Genomic DNA, 24,070 nt, shown 5'->3' with positions numbered 1-24,070 from the left:
AAAGGCCCTTTAAAGAGGGCTCCTTTGATGACTTATTCGGGGAGTGGTCGCATGGTCGCAGTGATTTCAGGGAATGGGCTGGGTCTGGGCAATACGTCGTTGACTCAGCTGGGCCAGACGTCGGGAGGACAAGCGTCCATTGGGCAGGCCGGCATCGGCCAGTACCTCAATCTTGCGACCGGTAACCTAGTGCTGCAGAACGCCGACGAGGGCCTGATCTTCGACGGCTTGCCGCTCAACGTTTTGCGCACCTACAACAGCCTGGGTCAGCTGACTGGCAACCAGGGCTGGCTATTCGGCTTCACCCGCAACGTGGGCGGCTTGACCGGCACCCTCAACACGGCCGGCAGCACCATCACCCGCACGGCGGACGACGGTTCGACAGTGACCTACGCGTACAACGCCACCCTGGGCAAGTACGTCAGCCAGGGTCAGAACGGCGCGGCCGACACGCTGAGCTGGAACGCCGGGACGTCGACCTGGACCTGGACCGATGGCGGCAGCCGCGTGCAGGAAACTTACAACGCGACGGGCCAGTTGCAGACCCTGGCCGACCCCGAGACGGGCGCTCAATACACCTTTGGCTACACCGGCGCGCAACTGACCACGATCACCGCGGGCGACGGCGATCAACTCACACTGGGCTACACCGCGGGCGCGCTCAGCAGCCTCTCGATCAGCGAGATTCCGCCGGGCGGCAGCACGGCGGTGGTGCGCCAGCAGGTGAGTTACGGCTACGACGGCCAGGGGCGCCTGCAGACGGTGACGACCACGCTGGGTTCGGACACCGATGCCACGTCCGCCAGCTACACCACGACCTATACCTACGATGGCAGCAGCGACCGCGTCGCCTCGGTCACGCAGAGCGATGGCACCACGGTCAGCTACACCTATGCGCAGGACAGCAATGGCACCTGGCGCGTCGCCACCATCACCACCGGCAGTGGCGCGGCGGCTCAGACGCTGACCCTGGGCTACACGCTCGGCACCGACACCACCACGGTCACCGATGGCCTGGGGCGCGTCTGGGCCTATACGTATAACGCCGCCGGCCAATTGGCCAAGGTCACCGCGCCGACGGTCAACGGCAGCAGCCCGACCACGCAGTACAGCTACGACGCCAGCGGCAACCTGACCCAGGTCGTCGATGCCAATGGCGGGATCACGTCGTATACGTACGACAGCAACGGCAATCGCCTGAGCGTGGAAGATCCGACGGGTCACACGATCAGCTACACCTATAACGTCGACAACCAGGTCACCAGCCAGACTACCTACAGCGTCCCGGCGCAGGGTGTGATCGGGCAGGGTGGCTACGTGGCTCCCAGTGGCGCGCAAACCACTTATTTCGTTTACGACAGCAGCGATCGCCTCAACTACGTTGTTGATGCCCTGGGCCATGTGACCGAGCACGACTACGGCACCAGCAGCGGTGTCACCGTGCTGAGCAGCATCAAGCAATACGTCGGTGCGAGCTACAGCCTGGCGGGGCTGAGCCCAAGCACGCCGCCGACTCTGGCGCAGTTGCAGAGCTGGGTGGCCAGTAGTCCGGTACAGGCCGTGCTTGGCCAGATGGAACGCACCGATTACAGCTACGACGTGCGTGGCCAGTTGAGCCAGTCCATCCAGTGGGGCGCGCTGAGCAGCGCCGGCGTGGGCACGCTTAGCAGCGACACCAGTGCGGTGGTGACCAAGTTTACTTACGACGCTCAGGGCCGTTTGCTGCAGCAGGCAACGCTGCGCGGCAGCGCTCGCACCACAGCGGAGACCACCAGTTACGCCTACGACGGGCTGGGTCGACTGATCAGCAGCACAGACCCGCTGAACAATGTCACCAGCTATGTCTACACCGATAGCGGCAATCAGCTAGCCATCATCCAGGCCAACGGCCTGACCACCACGCAAGTGCGCAACAGCGCCGGCGAGCTGCTCAGCAGCGCGCAGTCGGCCAGTGGCCAGGCCAGCCGGGTGACGTCTTATCTCTATGACGCCGCCGGCCAGCCGGTGGCTGTGATCGATGCGGGCGGCAATGTCAGCTACACCTTCTACGATGCGGATGGTCGCGTGTCGGGCACGGTGGATGCGACCGGCGCCGTCACTGCCTATACGTACGATGCCGACGGTCACGTGGTGGCCACCACGCAGTACGCCACCACCATCAGCACGGCCGGTTGGGTGAGTGGAGGCGCACTGACCGCGAGTTTCCCGGCCAGCGTGCCTGTGCCGACGGCCAATGCCAACGATCGTACGGCCCACACGTTGTATGACGGGGCCGGTCGAGTTATCGCCACCATCGATCCCCTCGGCAACGTCGTTACGACGACCTATGACGGCGATGGCAATGCGTTGAGCAGCACGGCTTACGCAACTGCGCTGACGGGTACGCAAGTCACCGCCTTGGGTAGCGCGCCGACCTGGGCAGCCCTGCAGGCGGACCTGACCAGTAACGCGAACGATCGCATCACGCACTCCGTATTCGACGCCGACAACCAGCCGGTGGCATCGATTGACGCATCGGGCTACGTCACCGTGTCCGCCTATGACACGGCCGGTCGCGTCGTCAAAACCACCATCTACGCCACGGCGCTGACGCCGGCCCAGCTAACGGCGCTCGGCAGCACACCGACGCTCGCTGCGCTGCAAGCCGATCTGGCCACCAACGCGGCCGATCAAACCACGCGCACCTATTACAACGACGAAGGGCGGGTGGTTGCCCAGATCGACGCGGATGGCTATCTCACGACGACCGCGTACGACGAGACGACGCATACCGCGGTCACGACCCGCTACGGCACGCCATTCACCTCAACGCAACTGACCGCATTGACCGGCAGCGAGACCAACGCGGCGCTGGTGGCCCTGCTGGGCGTGTCACCGGCAACGCAGGCGAGCACGAGCATCTACGATGCGGATGGCCGTCTGCATCAGGTCACCGCGCCCGATGGCACGGTCACTGTCTACAGCTACAACACCGTCGGCCAGCTGCTGTCCACGACGGCAACGCCGGCGGCAGGCCAGGGCGCGGCCCGCACCACCAGCACGAGCTATGACGCCTTCGGCGAAGTGACTGGCCGTACCGACGGAAATACCAAGACCACCAGCTACACCTACAACGTGCTGGGTCAGCAGATCACTGCCACCGACCCGCTGGGCAATATCACCTACACCTATTACGACGCCGATGGCCGCGTCGCATACACGGTGCAGGGCCAGCCCAGTGGCGGCACGCTCAATGCATTGGGCGATGTCATCGCCTATTCGTACAACGCCTTTGGCCAGGTGGCCAGCACGCGCCGCTACGCGGGCATGCTGACGCTGGTCACGTCGGGCACCAGTAGTGGCACCACGCTCAATGTGAGCAACGCGACCACTGCCCAGGTGGCGGCGGCAGCGGCGGCACGTGCCAATCCGGCGACGGACACCACCACCAGCTACAGCTACACACTGGACGGCCAGGTGGCCGGCACCATCGATGGGCTGGGCTATCAAACCGCCAACATCTACAACGCGTTCGGGGACCTGATCCAGCAGCAGCAACAGTTGAGCACGCCGTGGAGCGGCCTGACGGCGGGCAACAGCACCACGACCACCTACACCTACGACGCGCGCGGCGAACGCACCGGCGAGACGGACGGCGTGGGCACTGCGGTGGCGCGTACCACCTCGATGACTTACGACGCTTTCGGGCGCGTGATCAGCGCCGCGGACGCCCGCGGCAGCGTGATCACCTACGGTTACGACAACCTCGGCCGCCAGGTGAGCGTGTCGCAGACGGTACAGGGCGCGGCCCGCACCACGCATACGACTTACGACGCGTTCGATCGGGTCGTCAACCAGACGGATGCGCTGGGCAACAGCACCATCTACCAGTACGACCTGGCCAATCACAAGACCATTATGACCACCGCCGACGGCGTCACCGTCACCACCGTGCGCGATGCCTACGGCGACGTGCTCACCGTGACCGATGGCCTCAACGACGTCACCACGTTCACCTACGACGGCGACGGCAACCTGCTCACAACCAAGGACGCGCTGGGCAACATCAGCAGCAATCAATACGACGCTGACGATCATCTGATCCAGACCACGGATGCCACGGGTCACGTCGTCTCTTACAGCTACGATGCCAGCGGTCGCGTGCTTACGCGCACGGTCGACCCGTCAGGTCTCAACCTCAAGACCAGCTACGCTTACGACGGCGAAGGTCGCCAGCTGAGCATCACCGACCCGATGAACTCGGTGACCACCTACGCCTACGATGCCGACGGCAACGTACTTACCCAGGTGCAGGACGCCGGCACCGGCAAGCTCAACCTCACCACCACCTACACCTATGACGGCGCCGGCAAGGCGCTGACGGTGACGGTGGGTGCGGGCACGAGCGCTGCGCGCACCACGCAGTACGTATACGACAACCTGGAGCGGCTGAGCCAGACCATCGTCGATCCGTCCGGGCTGCATCTGGCGACGACGTATGCGTACGACGGCAACAACAATCTCACCAGCGCCACGGATGCCAACGGGCATGTGACGCGCACCGTCTACAACGAAGCCAACCAGGCGGTTCTGAGCATCGACGCCAGCGGCGCGGTCACGCAGCGCACCTATGATGCCGATGGTCGCGTGACCTCCGTGCGCGCCTATGCCACGGCCCTTACCGGCGCACAGCTGAGCGCCCTGGGCAATGCGCCAAGCGTGGCCGCAGTAACGGCCGACCTGTCGGTCACCAGTTACGACCAGGTTTCCTATGCCGCGTACAACGCGGAAGGCCAGGTGCGTTACAGCATCGATCCGCAGGGCTATGTCACCGAAACGCGCTACGACAGCGCCGATCGCGTGAGTGAGGTGTTGGTTTACAAGACGGCGGTGACGGTGTCCGCTGGCGAAGCGACGGTGTTGCAGCAGTCGCAGTCGACGGCATTGTCGTCGGTCGGGTCCCTGGTCAGTGGCGCCGTCAATACCGACGCGAATGCGCAGGCCACGCTCTATCTCTACGACGCCGATGGCCACGCGCGCTTCACGGTGCAGCAGAACACGGTGAACGGCCAGTTGCTCGGTGTGGTGACCGAGCAGCGCTTCGACGCCGCCGGTCGCGTGGTGGCTACCGTCAGCTACGGCATGACCCTTGTGTTGTCCACGAGTCAGACGCTGGCCGCACAGCTTTCCACCAGCAGCGTGGCGCAGGCGCTGGCGAGTGCTCCCAATCACGTCACCTACAGCGTTTATGACAATGCAGGCCGCCTGCGTTACACCATCGATGCCACCAATCACGTCACCGAAACGCAGTACGACGCTGATGGCCGAACGCTGAAGACGATAGCGTACGCCAACGCCATCGCGTTGCCCGGCACGCAGACGGTGGCGACGCTGGCTACTGCGATCAGCGCCACCAACAGCGGTACCACGGGTGCGCGCATCAGCAGCATCACCTACGACGCGGCGGGTCGCATCACCGCGACGGGCGACGCGTTGGGCGCCAACGCCAGCTTCCAGTACGACGCCACCGGTTTGCAGACCGGTCGTGCGGATCGCGATGGGAACTGGACCTACGTACTGTTTGACAAGGCCGGTCGCAAGACCCTGGAACAAAGCCCGCCCGTCACGGTGGGCAGCTACAACAGCAGCAATGGCGCGTTCCAAAGCGTCACACAGTTTCTGTACACAACCTACAGCTACGACGGCGTCGGCAACGTCACAGCCGTCAGCAAGGGGACCGGACCGGATTCGGCGCACGTCACGGTCCTGAACACGACCAACTACGGTTACGACGCGGTCAATCACCAGACCAGCACCACCTACGCCGGCGTGGCTGCCACGCACGTGACCTACAATGCGCTTGGCCAGGCCGTGGTCGATCAGGACGCGGACGGCCACTATCAGTACAAGATCTACAACGTTGACGGCGAAGTGGCGTACAGCGTCGATGCCGACGGGTACATCACTGCCAACACCTATGACGCCTACGGCAATGTGCTCACCACGACGCGCTATGCCACGGCGCTCAATACCGGTGCGATTACCGGCTGGAGTGCCGGGCAGGCACTGAGCGTCGCCCAGCTGCAGCAGGGCTTGGCGACATCGGGCAGCGATCGCAGCGTCACCACGACCTACAACCAGCTCAGTCAGAAGACGCAGGTCCAGCAGTCCGCCATCAGCTACGTCTACACGATGGGCCCGCAAGGCGGCAGCGTTGCAGGGCCGATGTCGCCGACTACCACGTACACCTATGATGCGTACGGCAATGTCACCAGCACGTCCACCCTGATCCAGGGCGCCGACACCAGCGGAACGCCCGCGATCTGGGCCACCACGTACAACTATTACGATGCCCTCAATCGGGCGACGATGACCGTCACTCCCACCGGGAGCTATACCAGCCCGCAGGGTTACGTCACCACCACCAGCTATGACGCATTCGGCGACGCGTTGACGGTGACGCAGTACGCCACGGCCGTAAGCACGAGCGGCGTCAGTACGACGACGACGCCAGGCCTGCCGCCCGCGGGCACGCTGGCCACGGGCTATGACCGCACCATCACTTACGGTTATGACGGTATCGGCCGCAAGACCAGCGAGACCGACACCGGCGAATACAGCTACGTCAACGGCAGCGCCGGCTTTGCCAACGGCAGCTCGGTCACCTCCTATACCTACGACGGCGAGAATCGCGTACTCAGCATCACCGTCAACGGCATGACCACCACCACGGCGTATGACACCGTAGGCCGCGTCATCAGTGTGACCGCGCCAGCGCGCCAGGCCTTGGTCAGCAACTGGCAGAGCCTGTTGGCCAGTACGTCGGTCGACCTGACCAGCGCCAGCCTTTACACCACGGTCAGCCCGGTCACCAGTTACGTCTACGATGCGCTCGGCCATGTGTTGAGCACCAACGTCGCTGCTGGCGGGCTTTCCGAGCAGACCTGGTCGTACTACGACGCATTGGGTCGCCAGACCGGCGAGTACGATGCAAACGGCAACACGCACAGCACCACGTACGACAACAACGGCAATGTGCTCACGCAGAGCTTCACGCTGACCACCAATGGTGCGTCGAGCACCGTCACCACTACCTATACCTACGACGCCAACAACCAGCAGCTGACTACAGCCACGCAGCGTAGCGGCCAGACCGGCTATGACGCCTATACCCAGGTCAAGTACAACGCCTTCGGTGAAGTGGTGGCACGGGGTGACAACAACAGCTACGAAGCCACTTACACCTACGACAACGCCGGCAACCAGCTCACGGCGCCGGACGCCAAGTCGGGCGCCACCCATACCTATAGCTACGACCTGAGCGGCGACGTCATCGTGGACACCACGGTCACCACGACGGTCAACGGTGTCAGTGGTACTACCTGGACCCATAACGTCACCGACCTGTCGGGTCATGTTGTCTGGTCACGTGGCCCGAGCACGCAGGCAACCACGGGTGTGAACGGCGCCACACAGCAGACGCGCAGCTATGACCGCTGGGGCAATGTCATCTCGACGACCGATGCCGTCGGGAATGTCACGCAGTACCGGTACGACGTGCAAAACCACGTTATCCAGGTCATCGCGCCAAACGTGCTGGTGGTGTCCGCCACAGGCGTGCGCACCTGGCAGACGCCAACCAAGGAGTGGTACTACAACGTCAGCGGCCAGTTGATGGGCATGACCGACGAAAACGGCAACTCGTCGTGGAACACCTACGACAGCGCCGGCAACGTCACGGTGAGTCAGGATGGTGTTGGCAATAGAACGTATACCGGGTATGACGCCCTCGGTCGCGCCGTGGCCCAGCAGACGCCGCCAGCCAATACCGCCAGCGGCTCGTACGCGCGCATCACCTATACCAACTACGACAACCTCGACCAGGTCGTGCAGCAAGGTGACTTCCTGCTCAACAGTGCCGGCAACGCACGCGTGCAGCAGGCGCAGGAAACCTACCTGCTCAACTCCAACGGTGACCGCCTGCAGGTCACCGACGCGCTGGGCAACACCAGCTACTACAGCTACGACAGTCAGCATCGCGTGCTGACCAGCCAGACAACCATCCAGCATCAGAACGGCTGGCAGGAGACCTATACCTACGACGCCAACGGCAACAAGGTGGGTTACACCGATGCCAATGGCAATTCGGAAAGCTGGGCCTACGACTACTTCGGCCGCGTGCAGTCCCATGTCGACCTCAGCGGCGCCAACACGACCTATACCTATGACGCCGGTTCTGGCCTGCTGACCAAGGAAGTCAGCAGCTGGGCGCCCGCCGGGCAGGGCAATCCGGGCTATCTCCCGGGCATCCTGACCGGCAGCGGCAGCGAAATTGACTTCTCCTATTACGCCGACGGCCAGGTGCAGCAGGAAGCGCAGATGTCGGGTGGTACGACGGCCCTGTGGGACAACTACCAGTACGACGCCAACGGCAACCAGACGCTCGATGCCACCTGGACCACCGATGGCGCCGGCCTTGCGGTCCACAGCGAGACCATTACCAGCTACGACAGCCACGGTCGCGTGGCCGTGGTTACCACGGAGAACCAAGACACCAGCGTGGCCAGCACGCGCACCGTGTACAACTACGATGCTGCCGGCAACCGCCGCGCAGTGTTCGTGCAGAGTGCCTACGGCGGCGCATCCGCGATCAGCGGCAGCGGCGGCGCGCCGACGACGTCCGGCATTGGCGGCCTTACCGCCAATCCGACCGGCCCGTGGAGCACCAGCATTGCGGGCTACTTCACCGACAACGTCGGCTTCGGCCTGACCTTCAGCGCCACCGGCCTGCCGGGCTGGCTGTCGCTCAACAGCAATGGCACCTTCAGCGGCACGCCGGGCGCGCCGGGCAGCTGGACCGTTACGGTCACGGCCACGGACGTCAATGGACAGAGTGTGACTACCAATGTGGTTGTGACGGTTCCCATCGCGCCACCGGTGTTTTCAGCCGGCGCAGCAAATCAACTTGGCGGCGTGGGTGGTGCGTTGAACTTCAGCGTAGCCGGCGCGAATGACCTGAACGGCGGCACGGTCACATATAACGCTACGAACATGCCGTCGTGGCTGCACTTCGACCCTAACAGCCGGACCTTCACCGGCACGCCTGTGTCGGGAAGCGTGGGTACTTACACCATCACGGTCAAGGCAACAACTTCGGAGGGTGGCGTTGCGACCGAGAACTTCACTCTGACGGTGCAGGCGACGCCGCCCGTCTTGAATGGCACGCTCAGCAACCAGACGATGTATGGCACGCATCAGTCTTCGTTTGCATTCAGTACGAGTGCCTTCTACGAAAGCGATGGCGACACGCTTATCTACAACGCGGGCTCGTACCAAATGCAGTCGATTCCGGGTGAGCCCACCACGGAAGTGGATTCGGACCTTCCCGGCTGGCTGACGTTCTTTCCTAATTCGCTGACCTTTACCGGCACGCCCCCGCAGAGCGCGGTGGGTCAGACATTCAACATTTACATCCAGGGGCAGAATCCTCAGGGTCAATACGTCAAAGGCTACTTCAGCATCACCGTTGCCCAGTACGTGCAGCCACCGCCGGTGTACAACGGTAATCTCACCAATCAGTCAGGCGTGATCGGTGGTGCCTCGGTCAATATTCCGCTGCCAGGCAATGCGTTTAATGAGCCGGATGGCGGGGCGCTTACTTACAGCGGCATGGTGCTCATACCTGCGCACGTACTCACCATCAATAGGGGTGGGGAGCCGATTGACACGAACGTGGCGGCCACCTGGGTACCCATTGGCTCGGTCGGACTGAGTGTCAATGCTACGACGGGTGCGGTCACCGGCGTGCCGCAGACCATGACGTACCAGACCTCGTCTTTCTCGACACCCATCTACGCGTCTGTCAGCAGTTATCAGATCGAAATCATCGCGACCAATGCGCAAGGCGGCGCGGCGGCCGGCGCGTTCATGATGAACAACTCATACGCGCCCATCTCGGTAGCCAACCCCATGCCGGCGCAGACCTATACGCCGGGCGGGGCCATCCTCAAGTACACCATGCCGTCCAACGTGTTCTATGACCCCACCGGGAACACGATGACCTATACCGCCAGCAATTTGCCGAGCTGGGTAACTTTTGATGGCGCCACGTTCTATATCAACGGGGGTGCAGCAGCCGGGGCGTACAACATCACTGTAACTGCACACGATCCAGTCTCTGGAAATACCGCCAACACCACGCTAACCATTAATATGGTGAATGTGGCGCCGGTATTCTCCGGTAGCCCCGTCAACATCAATGCAACGCAGAATCAATTTTTCAGCTACCAGGCGCCGGGCGCATCAGATCCCAATGGCGACATAGTTTCGTACACGCCCTATTGCTGGAACGGGGCGAACTGGGCCAGTCTGCCCGGATGGATCAGTTTCGACTACAACTCACACACCTTCAGCGGGACGCCTCCGGCCGGCGGAAGTTTCGCGTTCGCGGTATTCGCTCAGGATAGTCACGGAGCGCAGGTGGGTGAGTCCTTTACCGTCAACGTGGCAACGGTGCCGCAGCCGCCGCAGTATATCGGCACCATCAACGGCCATGACTACGAGTACGGTGCACCAGCAAACGTCTCTATCGGTGTTGCCAACCAGTTCATGGATCCCCAGGGCGGGACGCTGACATACACCTACACGTGTCCGTCGTGGCTGATCTTCAATGCTGGAAACATGACGTTCACCGGCAACCCGAACATCAAGAACGATACGTTTCACCAATACACGGTGACGCTGACCGCTCATGACCCTGCCGGACTGTCAACGACCATTTCGTTCATCATCAGCTACCAGGGGCCAGGGGGTAACCTAGCGGCCCAGGTCGCAATGACGCAAGCGCAGACTGTTCAGGCAGGGGCGCCTGATATTCAGAGCTTCTGGTTCACCTACGACGGCGACAACCGCACCGTGGTGAACAATGGTGCCCTGACCAACGGCCAGATCGTGGTCACCGGCGGCACCTACCAGGACCCGTCATTCGCCAACCAGTACGACGCGGCCGGCAATGTGGTGATCCGCAACACGGTCAATGCGGCCACCTACCAGCAGGTCCAGGGAGCCACCACCACCACTTACAGTGCTGGCGATTTGATGAGCCAGAAGATGGTGTACGACGGCCGCAACGAACTGGTGCAGTCGTACAACACCGTCGACACGACGATCGGCCAGTCCAATCTGGGTGTGGGGACGCAGTACTGGTACGACGCCGATGGTCACCAGGTGGGCAGCAATAATTACCTGGCAACCAACACGGTCGAGAGCATCTACGGTCTGCCGGATCGGCCGACCGGCTATATGTATCTCAATATCGGCGGCTGGCTGACCACCGGCACGGCCACCCAGTACAACGCCGACGGTCAGGTCGCCCAGCAGGTGAGCTGGCAGCCGCCGCAGCGCAACTGGACGCAGATTGGCCAGCGCTACTTTGATGGTGATGGTTCATTGCCGGACAGCGGCGCCAGCGCCGTGCCGACCATCGGTAGTGATGGCCCGGCCGTGGTGGCCTCCACCACGACCTACACGGCCTTCGACCACGAAGACAACGTCACGGCCTACAGCTACAACCAGCCGGCTGTTCCGCAGGCAACACCTGCATACGGTGCGAACTACGTCGTCAACTACATCAAGAAGGACGGCTACCTCGAGCAGAGCACGACCGGCACACCCACTGTGTCCGGCTACGTGCCCGCCACCGACACCAGCTACTACGATGCCTTCGGCAATCGCATCGTCGTGTCGCAAAGCAGCCAGACCAATGCGGGTGCTCCACAGAACACGACTCGCGTGTTTGCGTATAACGCTTCAGGCGAGATCCTTGAGCGTCGCACGGGAGCGGCAAGCGGCAGCACGTTCACGCCCAACGGGTACACGCCCGATGACCACTATGTCTATGTCAATGGCCAGTTGATTGGTGACATGGACGGCGCGGGCGGGATCAGTGTCTCCGGAAATCTCACGGGCTTCAGCAGCGGCAACCCGACGCAGTACGTGGTGGCCGCCGGCGACACCCTGGAAAGCATCGCTCAAAGCGTGTACGGCAACAGCAGCCTGGCGTACATCATTGCGGCAGCGAATGGCCTCACGGGAGACAGCGGCCTAGTCGTGGGGCAGGGTATCACCGTGCCTTCGGTGACTACGCACTCAAATACCTCGACGACCTTCAAGCCGTATAACCCTGGACAGATCATCGGCAGCACCACGCCGAGTTTGCCGGCGGCGCCGCCGCCGCCGCCGAGTTCGGCGGGTTGTTCGGGGTTGGCGGAAGTGCTGGTAATTGCTGTTGTAGTCGTGGTGTCCATCTATACGGCTGGCGCATTTGCAACGATGGCACCGGAGGTTGTGGGTGCTGGCGCAACCGCCGCCGGTGCCTCCACTGTCACCGCCTCGGCCGTATTTTCAGCAGGCATCGGTGTCATGACGGGGGCGGCGGGAGTCGGCGGTCTCGGAGCGGCATTCGTCGGTGGGATGCTCGGCAACGCGGCAGGTCAATTGACTGGGGATGCCTTGGGTGTAAGCAAGGGCTTCTCTTTTGGGCAGATGATTGCCGGAGGGCTGACCGCCACAGCGGGTTCAGAGTTTGGAAGCTTGCTGCGAGGCGCTGGCTACTTCGCCAGCGCTAGCAATGCTTTCACGCCAGAGGGCGCCGGTATCTTGGGGGCGGGGAATTATGCCGCCGGTATCGCCGCTGATAAGGTTACAGGGCAGTCAGAGCATTTCAGCTGGGCGGGCCTCGTTGCTTCTGTCGTATCCTCCAGTGCAACGGCGGCTGCCAACCTTCAGGGCGGTGTCATGCAGAGCATGGGGCTAAGCTCAGGAATCGGTAATGATATCGCTGGTGGGCTAATGTCCGGTGCACTAAACCACGAAACGTCGAAGTTGCTTGGGGATAACCACGTCCAAGGGTGGGGTCAGATTGCGGAGGATGCGTTTGGGAATGCGTTGGGGAATGCGGCGATTGCGGGGATGAATAGCCCGAGCAGTGCGCAGCAGGGCCAGCAGTACGACTTTACGAAGCTTGGCCAGGGCGTCGGAGCGCAGGGCGATGCGCTCGCCTCATACAGCCCGTCAGACTTTCCTATGCTGGCATCCGCCGGATCGGCGTCCGATGGCGCAACTTGGAAGGTGCTGCCTGGAGATGATCCAAGTTGGCGGCTCCATCCAGAGAGTCAAGTAATTGCCTTCATACCCGACAGTAGCGATGCCGACCAAGAATCAGTGGCGAGCGCTAGCGCGCCGGTGTCGTATCTAAATAGCAGCGCCACCGCAGCCTATGGACTGTCTGATGGCACGCTTGCGCAGCCCATGGGCACGCCGTTTTACGAACAAGGTGCACCTGGAGTTGGCGGCAACGGAGATCAATCAGCGTACTCGTTGGCTACGGCCGGGGTGGGAGATGTGTCTGCCGATCAGCAAGGCCAGTCCTCGGCGCCCTATCAACTGGGAAGTTATCGAGCCCTTTCGGACACAGAGGCATTCTTCACCTTTAAACCCCTCGGGCAGGCTCTGTCGGGAGCCGGAGATCGCGTGAATGGACTCTTTAATTCACTGATCACGCCAGGGGTGGGTAAGGCGGCAATGATCGCTGCGACGAATCACTATCAATCGGCTTATCAAAACGGCACCTTTGGCAATACCGTTCTCACCGATACAGGCAACCTGATTCAGGGGGCGATTCAGTCCTCACCGCTGGGATTGATCAAGGCGCTCAATGAGCGCCAGAAAATGGGTGGCATGTACGCGCTCGGTGGCGCGCTATTTGATACGGCAACTTACGCGGCTCCGCTGGCCGCCGAGCGCGCCATTGCCGAGGGGAGCAGCCTACTTGATGCGGGTGGCCGCAGCTTGGTTGATCGAGGGGCTACAAGCGGCGCAGACTTCGCTGAGAGGGGCGCAAACACGATGAATAGCTCCAATCTTGGTTGGGGCGTAGAAAAGGCATCTCCAGAACTCATTGATAGCGTTGCTGGTCGACGCACTCTCGTCTTTGCCCAGGAGGGCAGTGAGGACATGGCATATTTGAATTGGATGCAGGCAGAGGCAAATGTGGGTGGTCCGGACTACACGCATATTCTTCTCCGTGACAATCCGAGCAAGGCGGCGGTGCTGGAAGAGTTCCTTCATGGAACGCAGTCCAAACTCGGCATTGTTGATAGGCTCGGCCCGCAGGGGTTTGGTAGTGCGGAAACCCATGTGAAAGACTTCATGATTCGCCATCAATCGATGCTTGGCTTGAGCAGCGAGGATGTCCAGATTCTTCGGCAGCTCAGAGACGCTGGCTTGTAAGGGCAAAAATAATGAAATTTGAAATGAAGGTGATGAATGTATTTCGCCTGTCAAGCGGCCGAACGGTGCTTGCGGGATTGGTCGATGGGCACCCGGGATTGATTCAATCGTGTATGTGTGAGCTTCAGGTTGATGGAAGATTTCATCAGCGATTCGAGTGCGAGGGTGAGCAAATCGTCAAGAAGCACACGGCCAATGACCTTCGCGCGATAGCGACAAATGCTGATATCTCATTGACGTCAGAAGATGCGCAATCTGGTGAATGGAGGCTCGTCTGTCTTGGATAGTTGAACGCCCGCCAAGCGCGGGCGTTCTTCTTTATGATGGCCTTCGATATATCGACGGAGCGTTGTGTGGCCATCACCAATGATCTACGTGTGACGCGTGTCATGCAGGTGGTGGAAGCGATATCGGGCGATCGCAGCAAAGCTGTTGCGTGGCTGCAGGAGCCACTGGCCACGTTCGGCGGCAAGACCGCATTGGAACTGGTCGCCGAAGGCCACTACCGGGGTCAGGTTCACTTCCTCGATATTGATGCCTTGCCGCTGAGAAACGCCCGCCTTGCGCGGGCGTTCTTCTTTTGACTGGCGGTTAGATCGGCTTGACCAGCACGGCCCGGATCGCCGCCTCATCGCGCGGCGATAGCGCTTCCGCCTCATCTTGCACGCTGATGTAGGCCTGCCGCAGTCGCTCGATCTCTTCTTCGCTGCTATTGCCACGCTTTGCTTCGCGGTATCGCCGGAAGATCTTTCCGGCTGCGTGGTGGAGGCGCTCCAGCGCTCGCTCAAAATCCACGCCGTAGTTGATGTCGACATCATTGCCCATGGTCGTTCTCCGTATCGTTGGGTGATCTTGCTTTGTCATCTTGCCGGCACTGTGTCGCACCATTTGCTACGGCACTTTCCTGGGCATGTTCTTGGGCATTGCTTCGATCATTGCTTCCAAAGATTGCCGCTTGCTGCAAAAAAACCATCAACGTCTCTGGACAAGGTATGGGTTTGTTATACCCCCGCCGCATGGGCGGGGATAACAAAGCGCGTGTCGCCAGTCGTTGCACTCCCTCTGCCACGCTCCCGACCTGCTCAGGGCGCTGCCCCGAGACCCCACTGCAGATGCCAGCGGACGGCCGTTATTAGCGGGCTAATCATTTCTCGGAGAGCCACGTCCTAGTGCAGGATAGGAAAAGCGCCGCCAGAGTGCTGCACGTTGCTAGCAAGCCTGATCTTTAGAAACAAAAACACCCACCTCTCAGGCTGCTGTCGCAGCCCGTGAGGTGGGTGCTATGCGATCCGTCCGAGAGGCGTGATCGTTTTCGTCTAGCCGCTCAACGACCCGGCACGGACGTTTTCAGTGTACTGAAAGACCGGACGTGGAATGGATCTAGTGCAGGATAGGCAATTGCCGGTAAAGCGGTACCACTTGGCAATGACGTTTTCAGTACGCTGAAAAGACGTCGAGGGTCTGAATCTAGTGCAGGATAGGCAAACACCGGTAAAGGTATATAACTCGGCGCCTTTGCCGCTTAGCGGCCCGCCTGAGCCAGCATGGAATCGAGCACTTCCGTGATGAGGCGCTGCTTGGCTTTAGGTAACTGACTGACCAGCTCCAACTGCCGTTGTAGTTTGGGAGCAGGGCCACGCTTGCCCGTGGTCTTTGCCGAGGCGCTACCGAGCAAGTCTTCCATGGCGACATCCAACGCCTTCGCCACCATCGTCAGCGTCTCCACGCCGATGCGCACGGTGCCGCCCTCGTAGTGGGCCAGGGTCTGCTGAGCAATGCCCAAGGCCTTGGCCAACTCGACCTGCGTGATGCCGCGCGCTTTGCGGTGCTCGGCGATGCGTTGGCCTAGTTGTTCGTAAAAGGCGCGGTCAGCGGCGGCCATGAGGGTATCTGGCAGAAAGGACGTGCTGGCGAGCATAGGCGATGATCCTCGGGTGACGAGTTGACAATACTCGTATTACGGGTACTCTGCCAGCGAGTTATTTTTCTCCCAACCCCCTTGACAGGTTTTTCGGCCGGAGACCGTTTTTGATGGCCCGCATTCCCGAACACGAGATCGAGCAGCTCAAACGCGAGGTGTCACTGGTTCGGTTGATCGAGGCCGATGGGATCGCCCTGGCCAAGCAGGGCAAGGACTATGCGGGCCTGTGCCCGTTCCACGAGGAGGCAACGCCCTCGCTGATCGTGACGCCAACCAAGAACCTGTATCACTGCTTTGGCTGCAATGCGGCCGGCGGTCCGATCGACTGGGTGATGCAGCGCCGTGGCGTGAGCTTCCGGCACGCGGTCGAGCTGTTGCGCGAGGGTCTTCCTTTAGCCGCCGGGGTGGAGGCGGCACCGGTAACACGTTCGACCGTGCGCACGCTGGCTGCGCCGCTGGCCACCGACACCGAGGATGCCGAAGCCCTGCAGCGGGTGGTCGGGTTCTATCACCAGACCTTGAAGGGCAGCGAGGACGCCCTGGCGTACCTGACGGCACGCGGCCTCAACCACCCCGAGCTGATCGATCATTTTCAGCTGGGCTATGCCAACCGCACGCTGGCCTATCGCTTGCCGGAAAAGAACCGCAGTGCCGGCGCGGCGATGCGCTCGCAACTGCAACGGCTGGGCATCCTGCGCGAGAGCGGGCACGAGCACTTCAACGGCTCGCTGATCGTGCCGGTGTTCGACGCAGCGGGGCGTGTGGTGGAGCTGTACGGCCGCAAGCTGCTCGACAACCTACGTGCCGGCACGCCCAAGCACCTGTATTTGCCCGGCCCGCATGCCGGTGTGTGGAACGCCGCCGCACTGACGGCCTCGCGCGAAATCATCCTGTGCGAGGCGCTGATCGACGCGATGACGTTCTGGTGTGCCGGTTATCGCCACGTCACCGCCGCTTACGGCGTGCACGGCTTCACCGACGAGATGCTGGCCGCGTTTCAGCAGCACCAGATCGAACGCGTGCTGATCGCCTACGACCGCGACGACGCCGGCAATCAAGCCGCTGAAACATTGGCCGAGAAGCTCATGGCTGTCGGCATCGACTGCTATCGGGTGCTGTTTCCGAAAGGCATGGACGCCAATGCGTACGCGTTGCGCGTGCAACCGGCGGGTCGCAGTCTGGGTTTGGCGTTGCGTCAGGCCGAGTGGATGGGGAAGGGACGTGCGCCCAGCCGACCGCGCGTGCTCGATGCCGTGATCGATCTGCCGTCAGCCGTGATCGCAGACGGTAGCAGCTTGGCTGTGCCGACCGTCGAGGCCAAGCCCGCGATGGAGCCTGTGTTACCGGCCTCACCACTGCCTGACGCGCCGTCGTCATCGACGCCGGCCTACCAGGTCGTCGGCGAGGAAATGCGCCTGTTGCTGAGTGACCGTTTTTACCGCGTGCGAGGCCTGCCCACGAAACCGCTGCCCGAGCAGCTGAAGGTGAATCTGCTGGTCAAAGACCCGGCCACCGAGGGCTATTACGTCGATACGGTGGATCTCTACAGCGCGCGGCAACGCCAGGTGTTCGGCAAGCAGGCCAGCCTGGAAGTGGGCGCGAGCGAGGAGGCGATCAAGAAGGATCTGGGTCAGCTGATTTTGGCCTTGGAAGGTTGGCAGGAGCAGCAGCTCGTGCAGGCCCGTCAGGCGCAAGCGCAGGCCACGTTGAGTGATGCCGATCGCGGCGCCGCGCTAGAGCTGCTGCAGACGCCGGACCTGATGACCCGCGTGCTGACCGACTTCGCCCGCTGCGGCGTAGTGGGCGAGGCGGTGAACAAGCAGGTCGCTTATTTAGCCGCTGTCTCGCGCAAGTTGGATCGTCCGTTGGCCGTGATGGTGCAAAGCTCCAGCGCCGCCGGCAAGTCGTCGCTGATGGATGCGGTGCTGCGTTTCGTGCCGCCCGAAGAACGCGTGCAGTACAGCGCGATGACCGGGCAAAGCCTGTTCTACCTGGGCGACAAGGATCTGCGCCACAAGATCCTCGCCATCAGCGAGGAAGAGGGCGCGAGTCAGGCCAGTTATGCGCTGAAACTGCTGCAGTCCGAAGGCGAAGTGTCGATTGCCAGCACCGGCAAGAACGCCCAGACCGGTCAGCTGGAAACCCAGGAATACCGTGTCGAAGGCCCGGTGATGCTGTTCAGCACGACCACCGCGATCGACCTGGACGAGGAGTTGTTGAACCGCTGCCTCGTGCTCAGCGTGGACGAATCGCGCGAGCAGACCCAGGCCATTCACGCGCAGCAGCGCCTACGGCGCACGCTCGATGGGCTACGGGCCAGCGAAGACAAGGCACGGCTTACCGCGCTGCACCAGAACGCGCAGCGCTTGCTGCGTCCGCTGAAAGTGGTCAACCCGTACGCCGAGCGACTGACCTTTCTCAGCGACAAGACACGCATGCGCCGCGACCACGATAAATACCTCGCGTTGATCGACGCCATTGCCTTGCTGCACCAGTGCCAGCGCGAGGTGAAGCGTGAGCAGTACCACGGCGCGGTGATCGAATACGTCGAGGTGAGCGTGGCCGACATCGCGCTGGCCAACCGCCTCGCGCACGCGGTGCTGGGCAGCACGTTGGATGAGTTGCCGCCGCAGACGCGGCGCCTGCTGGGCCTGCTCACCGCGTGGGTGCGCAGCGAAGCGGCGCAGCAGGGCTGCGCACCGTCCGCGCTGCGCTTCACGCGCAAACAGGTGCGCGAGGTGACCGGCTGGGGACAGACCCAGCTCAAGGTCCACCTGGGCCGCCTGGAAGACATGGAATACCTCGCCGTGCATCGCCAGCCCTTCGGCAAGGGCATCGCCTACGAGCTGCGTTTCGATGGCGAGGTGACCAGCGAGGGGCCGCACCTGATGGGCCTGATCGATGCGGCCACCTTGCATGCCTACGACGACGAAAAGTCGGGGCGCGTCGATGCATCGTCGGGGTCAGATCGGCCCATGGTCGGTACGGCATCGGCCGTGGATCGGTCGCCCGAAACGCTCGTGCAGGCCAATGACAGCGACGTTTTGGCTGCGTCCGTGCAACAAGCGCGGGAAACTGCACGTCGGAGCAAACACAGCCCTGCATCGCATCGTAATGATGGAACGCTTTCTTTAGCTGCTGTCTCGGCGTGATCCGATGGCTCGCCGCACCGCGCATCGCTCGCGTTTCCTGACGCCGGTCGGCAATCCGGCCGATCCCGAAGGCCTGTTTGCCTACCTGCAGCGCTACCTGGAACACCTCGGCATCAAGGGCTACACCGAGGCCGGCATCCACAACACCGAGCGCTACGTGCGCGCGTTTATTCGCTGGTGTGAGCCTCGCGCACTGACGCGGCCCACCGAGATCACCAAGCCGATCATCGAACGCTACCAGCGGCACTTGTTCTATCACCGCAAGGACAACGGCGAGCCGCTCAGCGTATTCAGTCAGCGCAGCGCCTTGGTGCCGCTGCGTGGTTTTTTCCGCTGGCTGACCAAGCAAAATTACTTGCTCTACAACCCGGCCAGCGACCTGGAATTGCCACGCCTCAAACGCGTGTTGCCGCGGCATGTGTTGACCGAGGCGGAAGCGGAGCGAGTGCTGGCCTTGGCCGATGTGCGCACGCCGATCGGCATTCGTGATCGGGCGATGATGGAAGTGCTGTACTCCACCGGCTTGCGTCGCATGGAGCTGGCCAACCTGCGCGTGTACGAGATCGACCGGGCGCGCGGCCTGGTGTTCGTCAATCAGGGCAAGTGGCAGAAGGACCGCTGGGTGCCGGTGGGCGAGCGGGCGATGGCGTGGGTGCAAACCTATCTCGACCAGGTGCGCCCGCAGATCGTGATGCCGCCGGACGACGGCACGTTGTTTCTGACACGGGCCGGCGTGCCGTTCAACGAAGCGTGGCTCTCCACCACCGTCTCGGCGTATGTGCAGAAGGCCAATCTGGGCAAGCAGGGCGGTTGCCATTTGTTCCGGCACACCATGGCCACGCTGATGTTGGAGAACGGGGCCGACATCCGATTTATCCAGGCCATGCTCGGCCACGCCGACCTCAAATCGACGCAGATCTACACCCACGTCGCGGTCACGCAACTGAAGGCCATCCACGAGGCCACGCACCCAGCCCGGCCGCGCAAGGCGGCAGCGAAGGGCACCGGCGAGCCTGCCGCCGCCGATGAGCTATTTGCCGCGCTCGATGCCGAGCGCGAGGCGGACGGCGAGTTTTGAAGGTCCATATACGCCATTGACGCATATACGCCATTGGCGTATATTGGCGCCATGATCTTCATCGAGACCCCGGTGTTCACCCGTCAGATCACCGCTCTCGTGAATGACGATGACTATGCCGATTTTCAGCGTTTGTTGGCGAACACTCCCGACGCGGGAGATGTGATTCCTGGCACCGGTGGCCTGAGGAAAATTCGCATGGCCGCTCATGGCCATGGCAAACGCGGCGGTGCGCGTGTGATTTATTACCACTTCACTCGCGAATCGCAGATTGCGCTTTTGCTGGCCTATGCCAAGAACGAAGCGGAAGACCTCACGCCGATGCAAAAGAAAGCGCTGAAGCAAGTGATCGAGCAGTGGAGATGACTATGGACAACGAACTTTTCAACGAGCTCATGCAGAGCGTCACCCAGATGGATGAAATCCGTCGTGGTGAGCGCGCACCTTCGCGCGAGACCTACGTGGCCTCCAAGCAAGTCAAGCGCATCCGTTCGCTGACCAAGCTCTCGCAGGCCAAGTTTGCCAAGGTCATTGATGTCGAACTCGGCACGCTGCAGAACTGGGAGCAGGGTCGTCGCAATCCGACGGGGCCTGCCCGTGCCTTGCTGCGTGCGATCGAGAAAGATCCCGAGCATGTGCTGGCCGCACTCATCGGGTGAGGCGATGTAACAAATTGTTACGTCGCCTTTAAGAGGCATGCGCACATCGCCATGCCTCTGGCGGTATCGGCTATCGCGAGCGAAACATGCCCTATGGGGCAAAAACTGCACATCGGGGGTGGCGAACTTTCGCCGCCCCTTTTTTGTGCGTTCCGCGCTGTCTAACGCGTTGCTATCACGACGAAAAATCGCGCCTCACTGAGCGAAACCGCGTCAGTCGATTCCGTTTGGGAATGCGTTGGGGAATGCGGCCATCGCGGGTATCAACGGGTACAACGCTCAGGGGGCTCAGCAGCCGGCAACGGCCGTCACGGGTCAGATCACTGGTGCTAACGGTGCGCCCGGGTATCAGTACAGCGATGGTGTGCAGACTTTTGCGCTAAACGATGGCGACGCGAGTCCGACTAGCGGCTTGCCCGGATCCTTCGTCAACACAAGTGGCCCATACAGTCAGAATTCGGGTGCTACGGCGTTGGCATCCGCCGCGGGCAGTCAAGGGCAGCAGGGTCCGGCGCCAACCTTCCCGGCAGTCTGGCCTAGCGATTCTTACGATGCCAACAATCCTGCGGACGTCGCTAAGCTTCAGGCGGAATACGCTGGACTGAAAAAATTCGTCCCCTGGTTTGCCCAGAATGGGGGGCAGGACTTCGGCGAGGTTCCTACACCGGATAATGTGGATGACCTGCGCAATTTCGGACTGAGCGTCGCCCAAGCCTACGCCGCCCAGCGCAACACCCTGCCAACAGTCGAGGTGGTGCCCCAGAGTCAGCTCGAACAAGATGCGCAAGCTACTGCGGAGTCTCGTGAAGAGTCAGCGCAATACCTCAATTCCTGGCGTACAAGCGACTTGGGTGACTTGGCCGCCGACAGTGTGACGCTCCTAACGGATGGCGGAAACAGCCTGATCGGCGCGGGGAAGAGCGTGTTCGATATAGCCACCGACTATCAGTCATTCCGACAGTTTGCGATTGGAACCACCCTGACGGTTGCTCACCCGATTAATACGTACGACCGTGTAACCAATGCCGTGGCAGACTGGTATGCCTTACCGCTGGACCAGCAGGCGCGGTCCATCGGCGACGCTGGCATGTCCATACTGACGTTTGGTGGCGCTGAAGCTGCGACGGCAAAGACCTTCGCGTACGCTGCCGATACATTTGACGCGATACGCAGCGTGACTTCTCCGGGGGCATTTGATACTTCGTTCTTGGAAGCTCCACAGGGAGTGTCTGTGCCGTTGACGGGGGCAGGCGCCTCAGGTGTTGCGAATCCAACAATTAGCATTTTCGGTTTTCGTGGTGCTGGTTCCGTCGAGGATCTGCTTGTAGATGGTGCACCTCACCCATATGTGATCACCGGCCATGTGGGCTATTCATTCGATGGGGGGCAGACGATCTACGGTTTTGGCCCCAGCGTGCCAGAGGGAATGTCGGCCTACGACGCTGTTCAGTCGCTACGAAATGGGGCGAGTTATCCCGGTGTAATCACCGATGACACAGCAATTTTTCAGTCTGTTGCGAACAATCCGGCAATGAGTCGTGGTGGGCTTCCGCAAGCTGTAATTGAACAGCAAATTCCCCTTGCTCAGGCTGACTTTGATGCCATACAGGCAGCGCATAACTCCATCGGGGTTGGCAATCCTATGAATGACGTGCAGTATGGCTTCCCGGGACAAAATGCGTGCACCTTCAACTGCGCTACATTCCCCAGCCACCTCGGGATACCTATCCCGGAAGCCACCGGCAACATGCGAAGCTATATGCCACTGCTTGAACAGCGCGGACAACTATGGACACCACAATGAGTAGCGTTCGAGAGTTCTTGTCCGACAAAGTGGAAACATGTGACCTAGTGATGGTTAAGGTCGTCGGTGCGCCGAAACCTCAGACTTTTCGTGCAAAGGTGCAGCGGATATATGCGGCAAGAAAAGGAATCCAAGTAACTGATCTTGGAGCGGAGATTGAATTTGTCGGCAGCCCTAATCATTGGGGGCAGGTGGCGCTGGCATTGGGTGACGAGGCACTTCTCTTCGTTCGATCAGTTTCCGGTCGGCTGTACGAGGATTCGTGGCATGGACATATGGTCTTGGAGCGAATTGATGGCATCTTGTATGCCATTTATCAGAAGCGGGAGCTGTGGCTAGGTGAAAGCGTGCCCGCATCGATAAAATCTTGTGCACGGCAAGATCCCGAGCGTCCTTACGCAACGGCGATATGCTTTGATGCCTTGGAAGACTATTTAACGAGTTTGATCACGAAAACGGATGGTGCTTTGTGAGCGAAAACGCAATCGATCTATCTCCATTTTGCATGAGGGCGAGAGGATTTCTTGCCCAGGGGCGCACTGAAGATGCATTCGACTTGTACGGGGACGTGCTGAAGGTCGACCCCGATAATGCCTTGGCATATGCTGATCGTGGCACAGCATACGCAATGCTAAAGAAATTCGACTTCGCACTTCACGATCTTGAGCGGGCCTTCGCACTTGGCTATGGCGAAGCTTCGGCGTACAGCACTGCTGGAACAATATATTTTGAGTTGAAACAGTTCGATAAGGCGCTTGGATGTTTCGCCAAAGCGGTTGATTTGGATCCCAGCTATCCGTTGACTTATTACAACAGGTCGAGTGTTCTCGTTCAGCTGGGTAAGACGCAGTCTGCTATCGAAGATCTGGAGAAATGTCTGGGGTTTAATCCAGGGGATGATCTTAGGCAACTGATCGCGAAGCGCCTCAATGCTCTGAGGGTATGACTGATATAGTTTTCGGCAAAGCCACGACGACTCGTCTGAAGAAATAGGAGTGCGCCACCTTGCTTCCGTCGGTCGTGCCATTCATTCCAGAACGGGGTCAGAGTGGAGTTACCAGGATTTAGTGGACACCTGATCGTCGTCGCCGATGCGCGGCCTCGAACTCATTCGGACTGACGCCACCTAGGTAACTGTGGCGGCGAATCGGGTTGTAGAACTGATCAATGTACTCGGATACGTCAAGG

Annotated in this window: 11 protein-coding genes; 9 read left to right on the top strand and 2 right to left on the bottom strand. The window is 61.1% G+C overall.

Going from position 1 to position 24,070, the window contains the following annotated elements:
* Positions 1 to 51 precede the first annotated feature (51 nt).
* A complete protein-coding gene (locus AC1DKY_RS02545; protein WP_477179876.1) occupies positions 52 to 14,268 on the top strand; it encodes a putative Ig domain-containing protein in 14,217 nt (4,738 codons plus the stop codon).
* A gap of 353 nt (positions 14,269 to 14,621) precedes the next feature.
* Positions 14,622 to 14,852: an antitoxin Xre/MbcA/ParS toxin-binding domain-containing protein gene (locus tag AC1DKY_RS02540; RefSeq protein ID WP_441602151.1), complete on the top strand. Its 231-nt coding sequence runs from the start codon at positions 14,622 to 14,624 to the stop codon at positions 14,850 to 14,852.
* Between the two features lie 7 nt (positions 14,853 to 14,859).
* Here the strand turns inward: AC1DKY_RS02540 and AC1DKY_RS02535 are convergent, their stop codons facing one another.
* Both AC1DKY_RS02535 and AC1DKY_RS02530 read right to left on the bottom strand, forming a co-directional pair.
* Positions 14,860 to 15,093, bottom strand: a complete 234-nt coding sequence (locus tag AC1DKY_RS02535) for a hypothetical protein (RefSeq protein WP_441602150.1) — start codon at positions 15,091 to 15,093, stop codon at positions 14,860 to 14,862.
* A gap of 697 nt (positions 15,094 to 15,790) precedes the next feature.
* On the bottom strand, positions 15,791 to 16,186 hold the full coding sequence (locus AC1DKY_RS02530; RefSeq protein ID WP_441602149.1) for a helix-turn-helix domain-containing protein: 396 nt from the start codon (positions 16,184 to 16,186) through the stop codon (positions 15,791 to 15,793).
* Positions 16,187 to 16,299: 113 nt separating this feature from the next.
* Between AC1DKY_RS02530 and AC1DKY_RS02525 the strand changes: the two genes are divergently transcribed.
* The 7 genes from AC1DKY_RS02525 (at position 16,300) to AC1DKY_RS02495 (ending at position 23,828) form a co-directional block, all read left to right on the top strand.
* Positions 16,300 to 19,341 (top strand): CHC2 zinc finger domain-containing protein, encoded by a 3,042-nt coding sequence (locus AC1DKY_RS02525; RefSeq protein ID WP_441602148.1) that lies wholly within the window; start codon positions 16,300 to 16,302, stop codon positions 19,339 to 19,341.
* 4 nt (positions 19,342 to 19,345) lie between these two features.
* Positions 19,346 to 20,419 carry a site-specific tyrosine recombinase XerC gene (gene xerC, locus AC1DKY_RS02520; RefSeq protein ID WP_441602147.1) on the top strand — a complete coding sequence of 358 codons (1,074 nt, stop codon included), beginning with the start codon at positions 19,346 to 19,348 and terminating at the stop codon, positions 20,417 to 20,419.
* 51 nt (positions 20,420 to 20,470) lie between these two features.
* Complete coding sequence (locus AC1DKY_RS02515) at positions 20,471 to 20,785, top strand: type II toxin-antitoxin system RelE/ParE family toxin (RefSeq protein WP_441602146.1); 315 nt, start codon at positions 20,471 to 20,473, stop codon at positions 20,783 to 20,785.
* Positions 20,786 to 20,787: 2 nt separating this feature from the next.
* A complete protein-coding gene (gene nadS, locus AC1DKY_RS02510) occupies positions 20,788 to 21,078 on the top strand; it encodes a NadS family protein (protein ID WP_441602145.1) in 291 nt (96 codons plus the stop codon).
* A gap of 472 nt (positions 21,079 to 21,550) precedes the next feature.
* Complete coding sequence (locus tag AC1DKY_RS02505; protein ID WP_477179875.1) at positions 21,551 to 22,882, top strand: hypothetical protein; 1,332 nt, start codon at positions 21,551 to 21,553, stop codon at positions 22,880 to 22,882.
* A gap of 17 nt (positions 22,883 to 22,899) precedes the next feature.
* Positions 22,900 to 23,355 carry a hypothetical protein gene (locus AC1DKY_RS02500; RefSeq protein WP_441602143.1) on the top strand — a complete coding sequence of 152 codons (456 nt, stop codon included), beginning with the start codon at positions 22,900 to 22,902 and terminating at the stop codon, positions 23,353 to 23,355.
* Positions 23,352 to 23,828, top strand: a complete 477-nt coding sequence (locus AC1DKY_RS02495; RefSeq protein ID WP_477179850.1) for a tetratricopeptide repeat protein — start codon at positions 23,352 to 23,354, stop codon at positions 23,826 to 23,828. The genes AC1DKY_RS02500 and AC1DKY_RS02495 overlap by 4 nt, the downstream gene beginning before the upstream one ends.
* Positions 23,829 to 24,070 lie beyond the last annotated feature (242 nt).

The sequence above is a fragment of the Dyella sp. 01N448 genome (genome assembly GCF_056399225.1).
The sequence above is the reverse complement of the archived record's forward strand: the minus strand, read 5'-3'. Positions and strand labels throughout refer to the sequence as shown.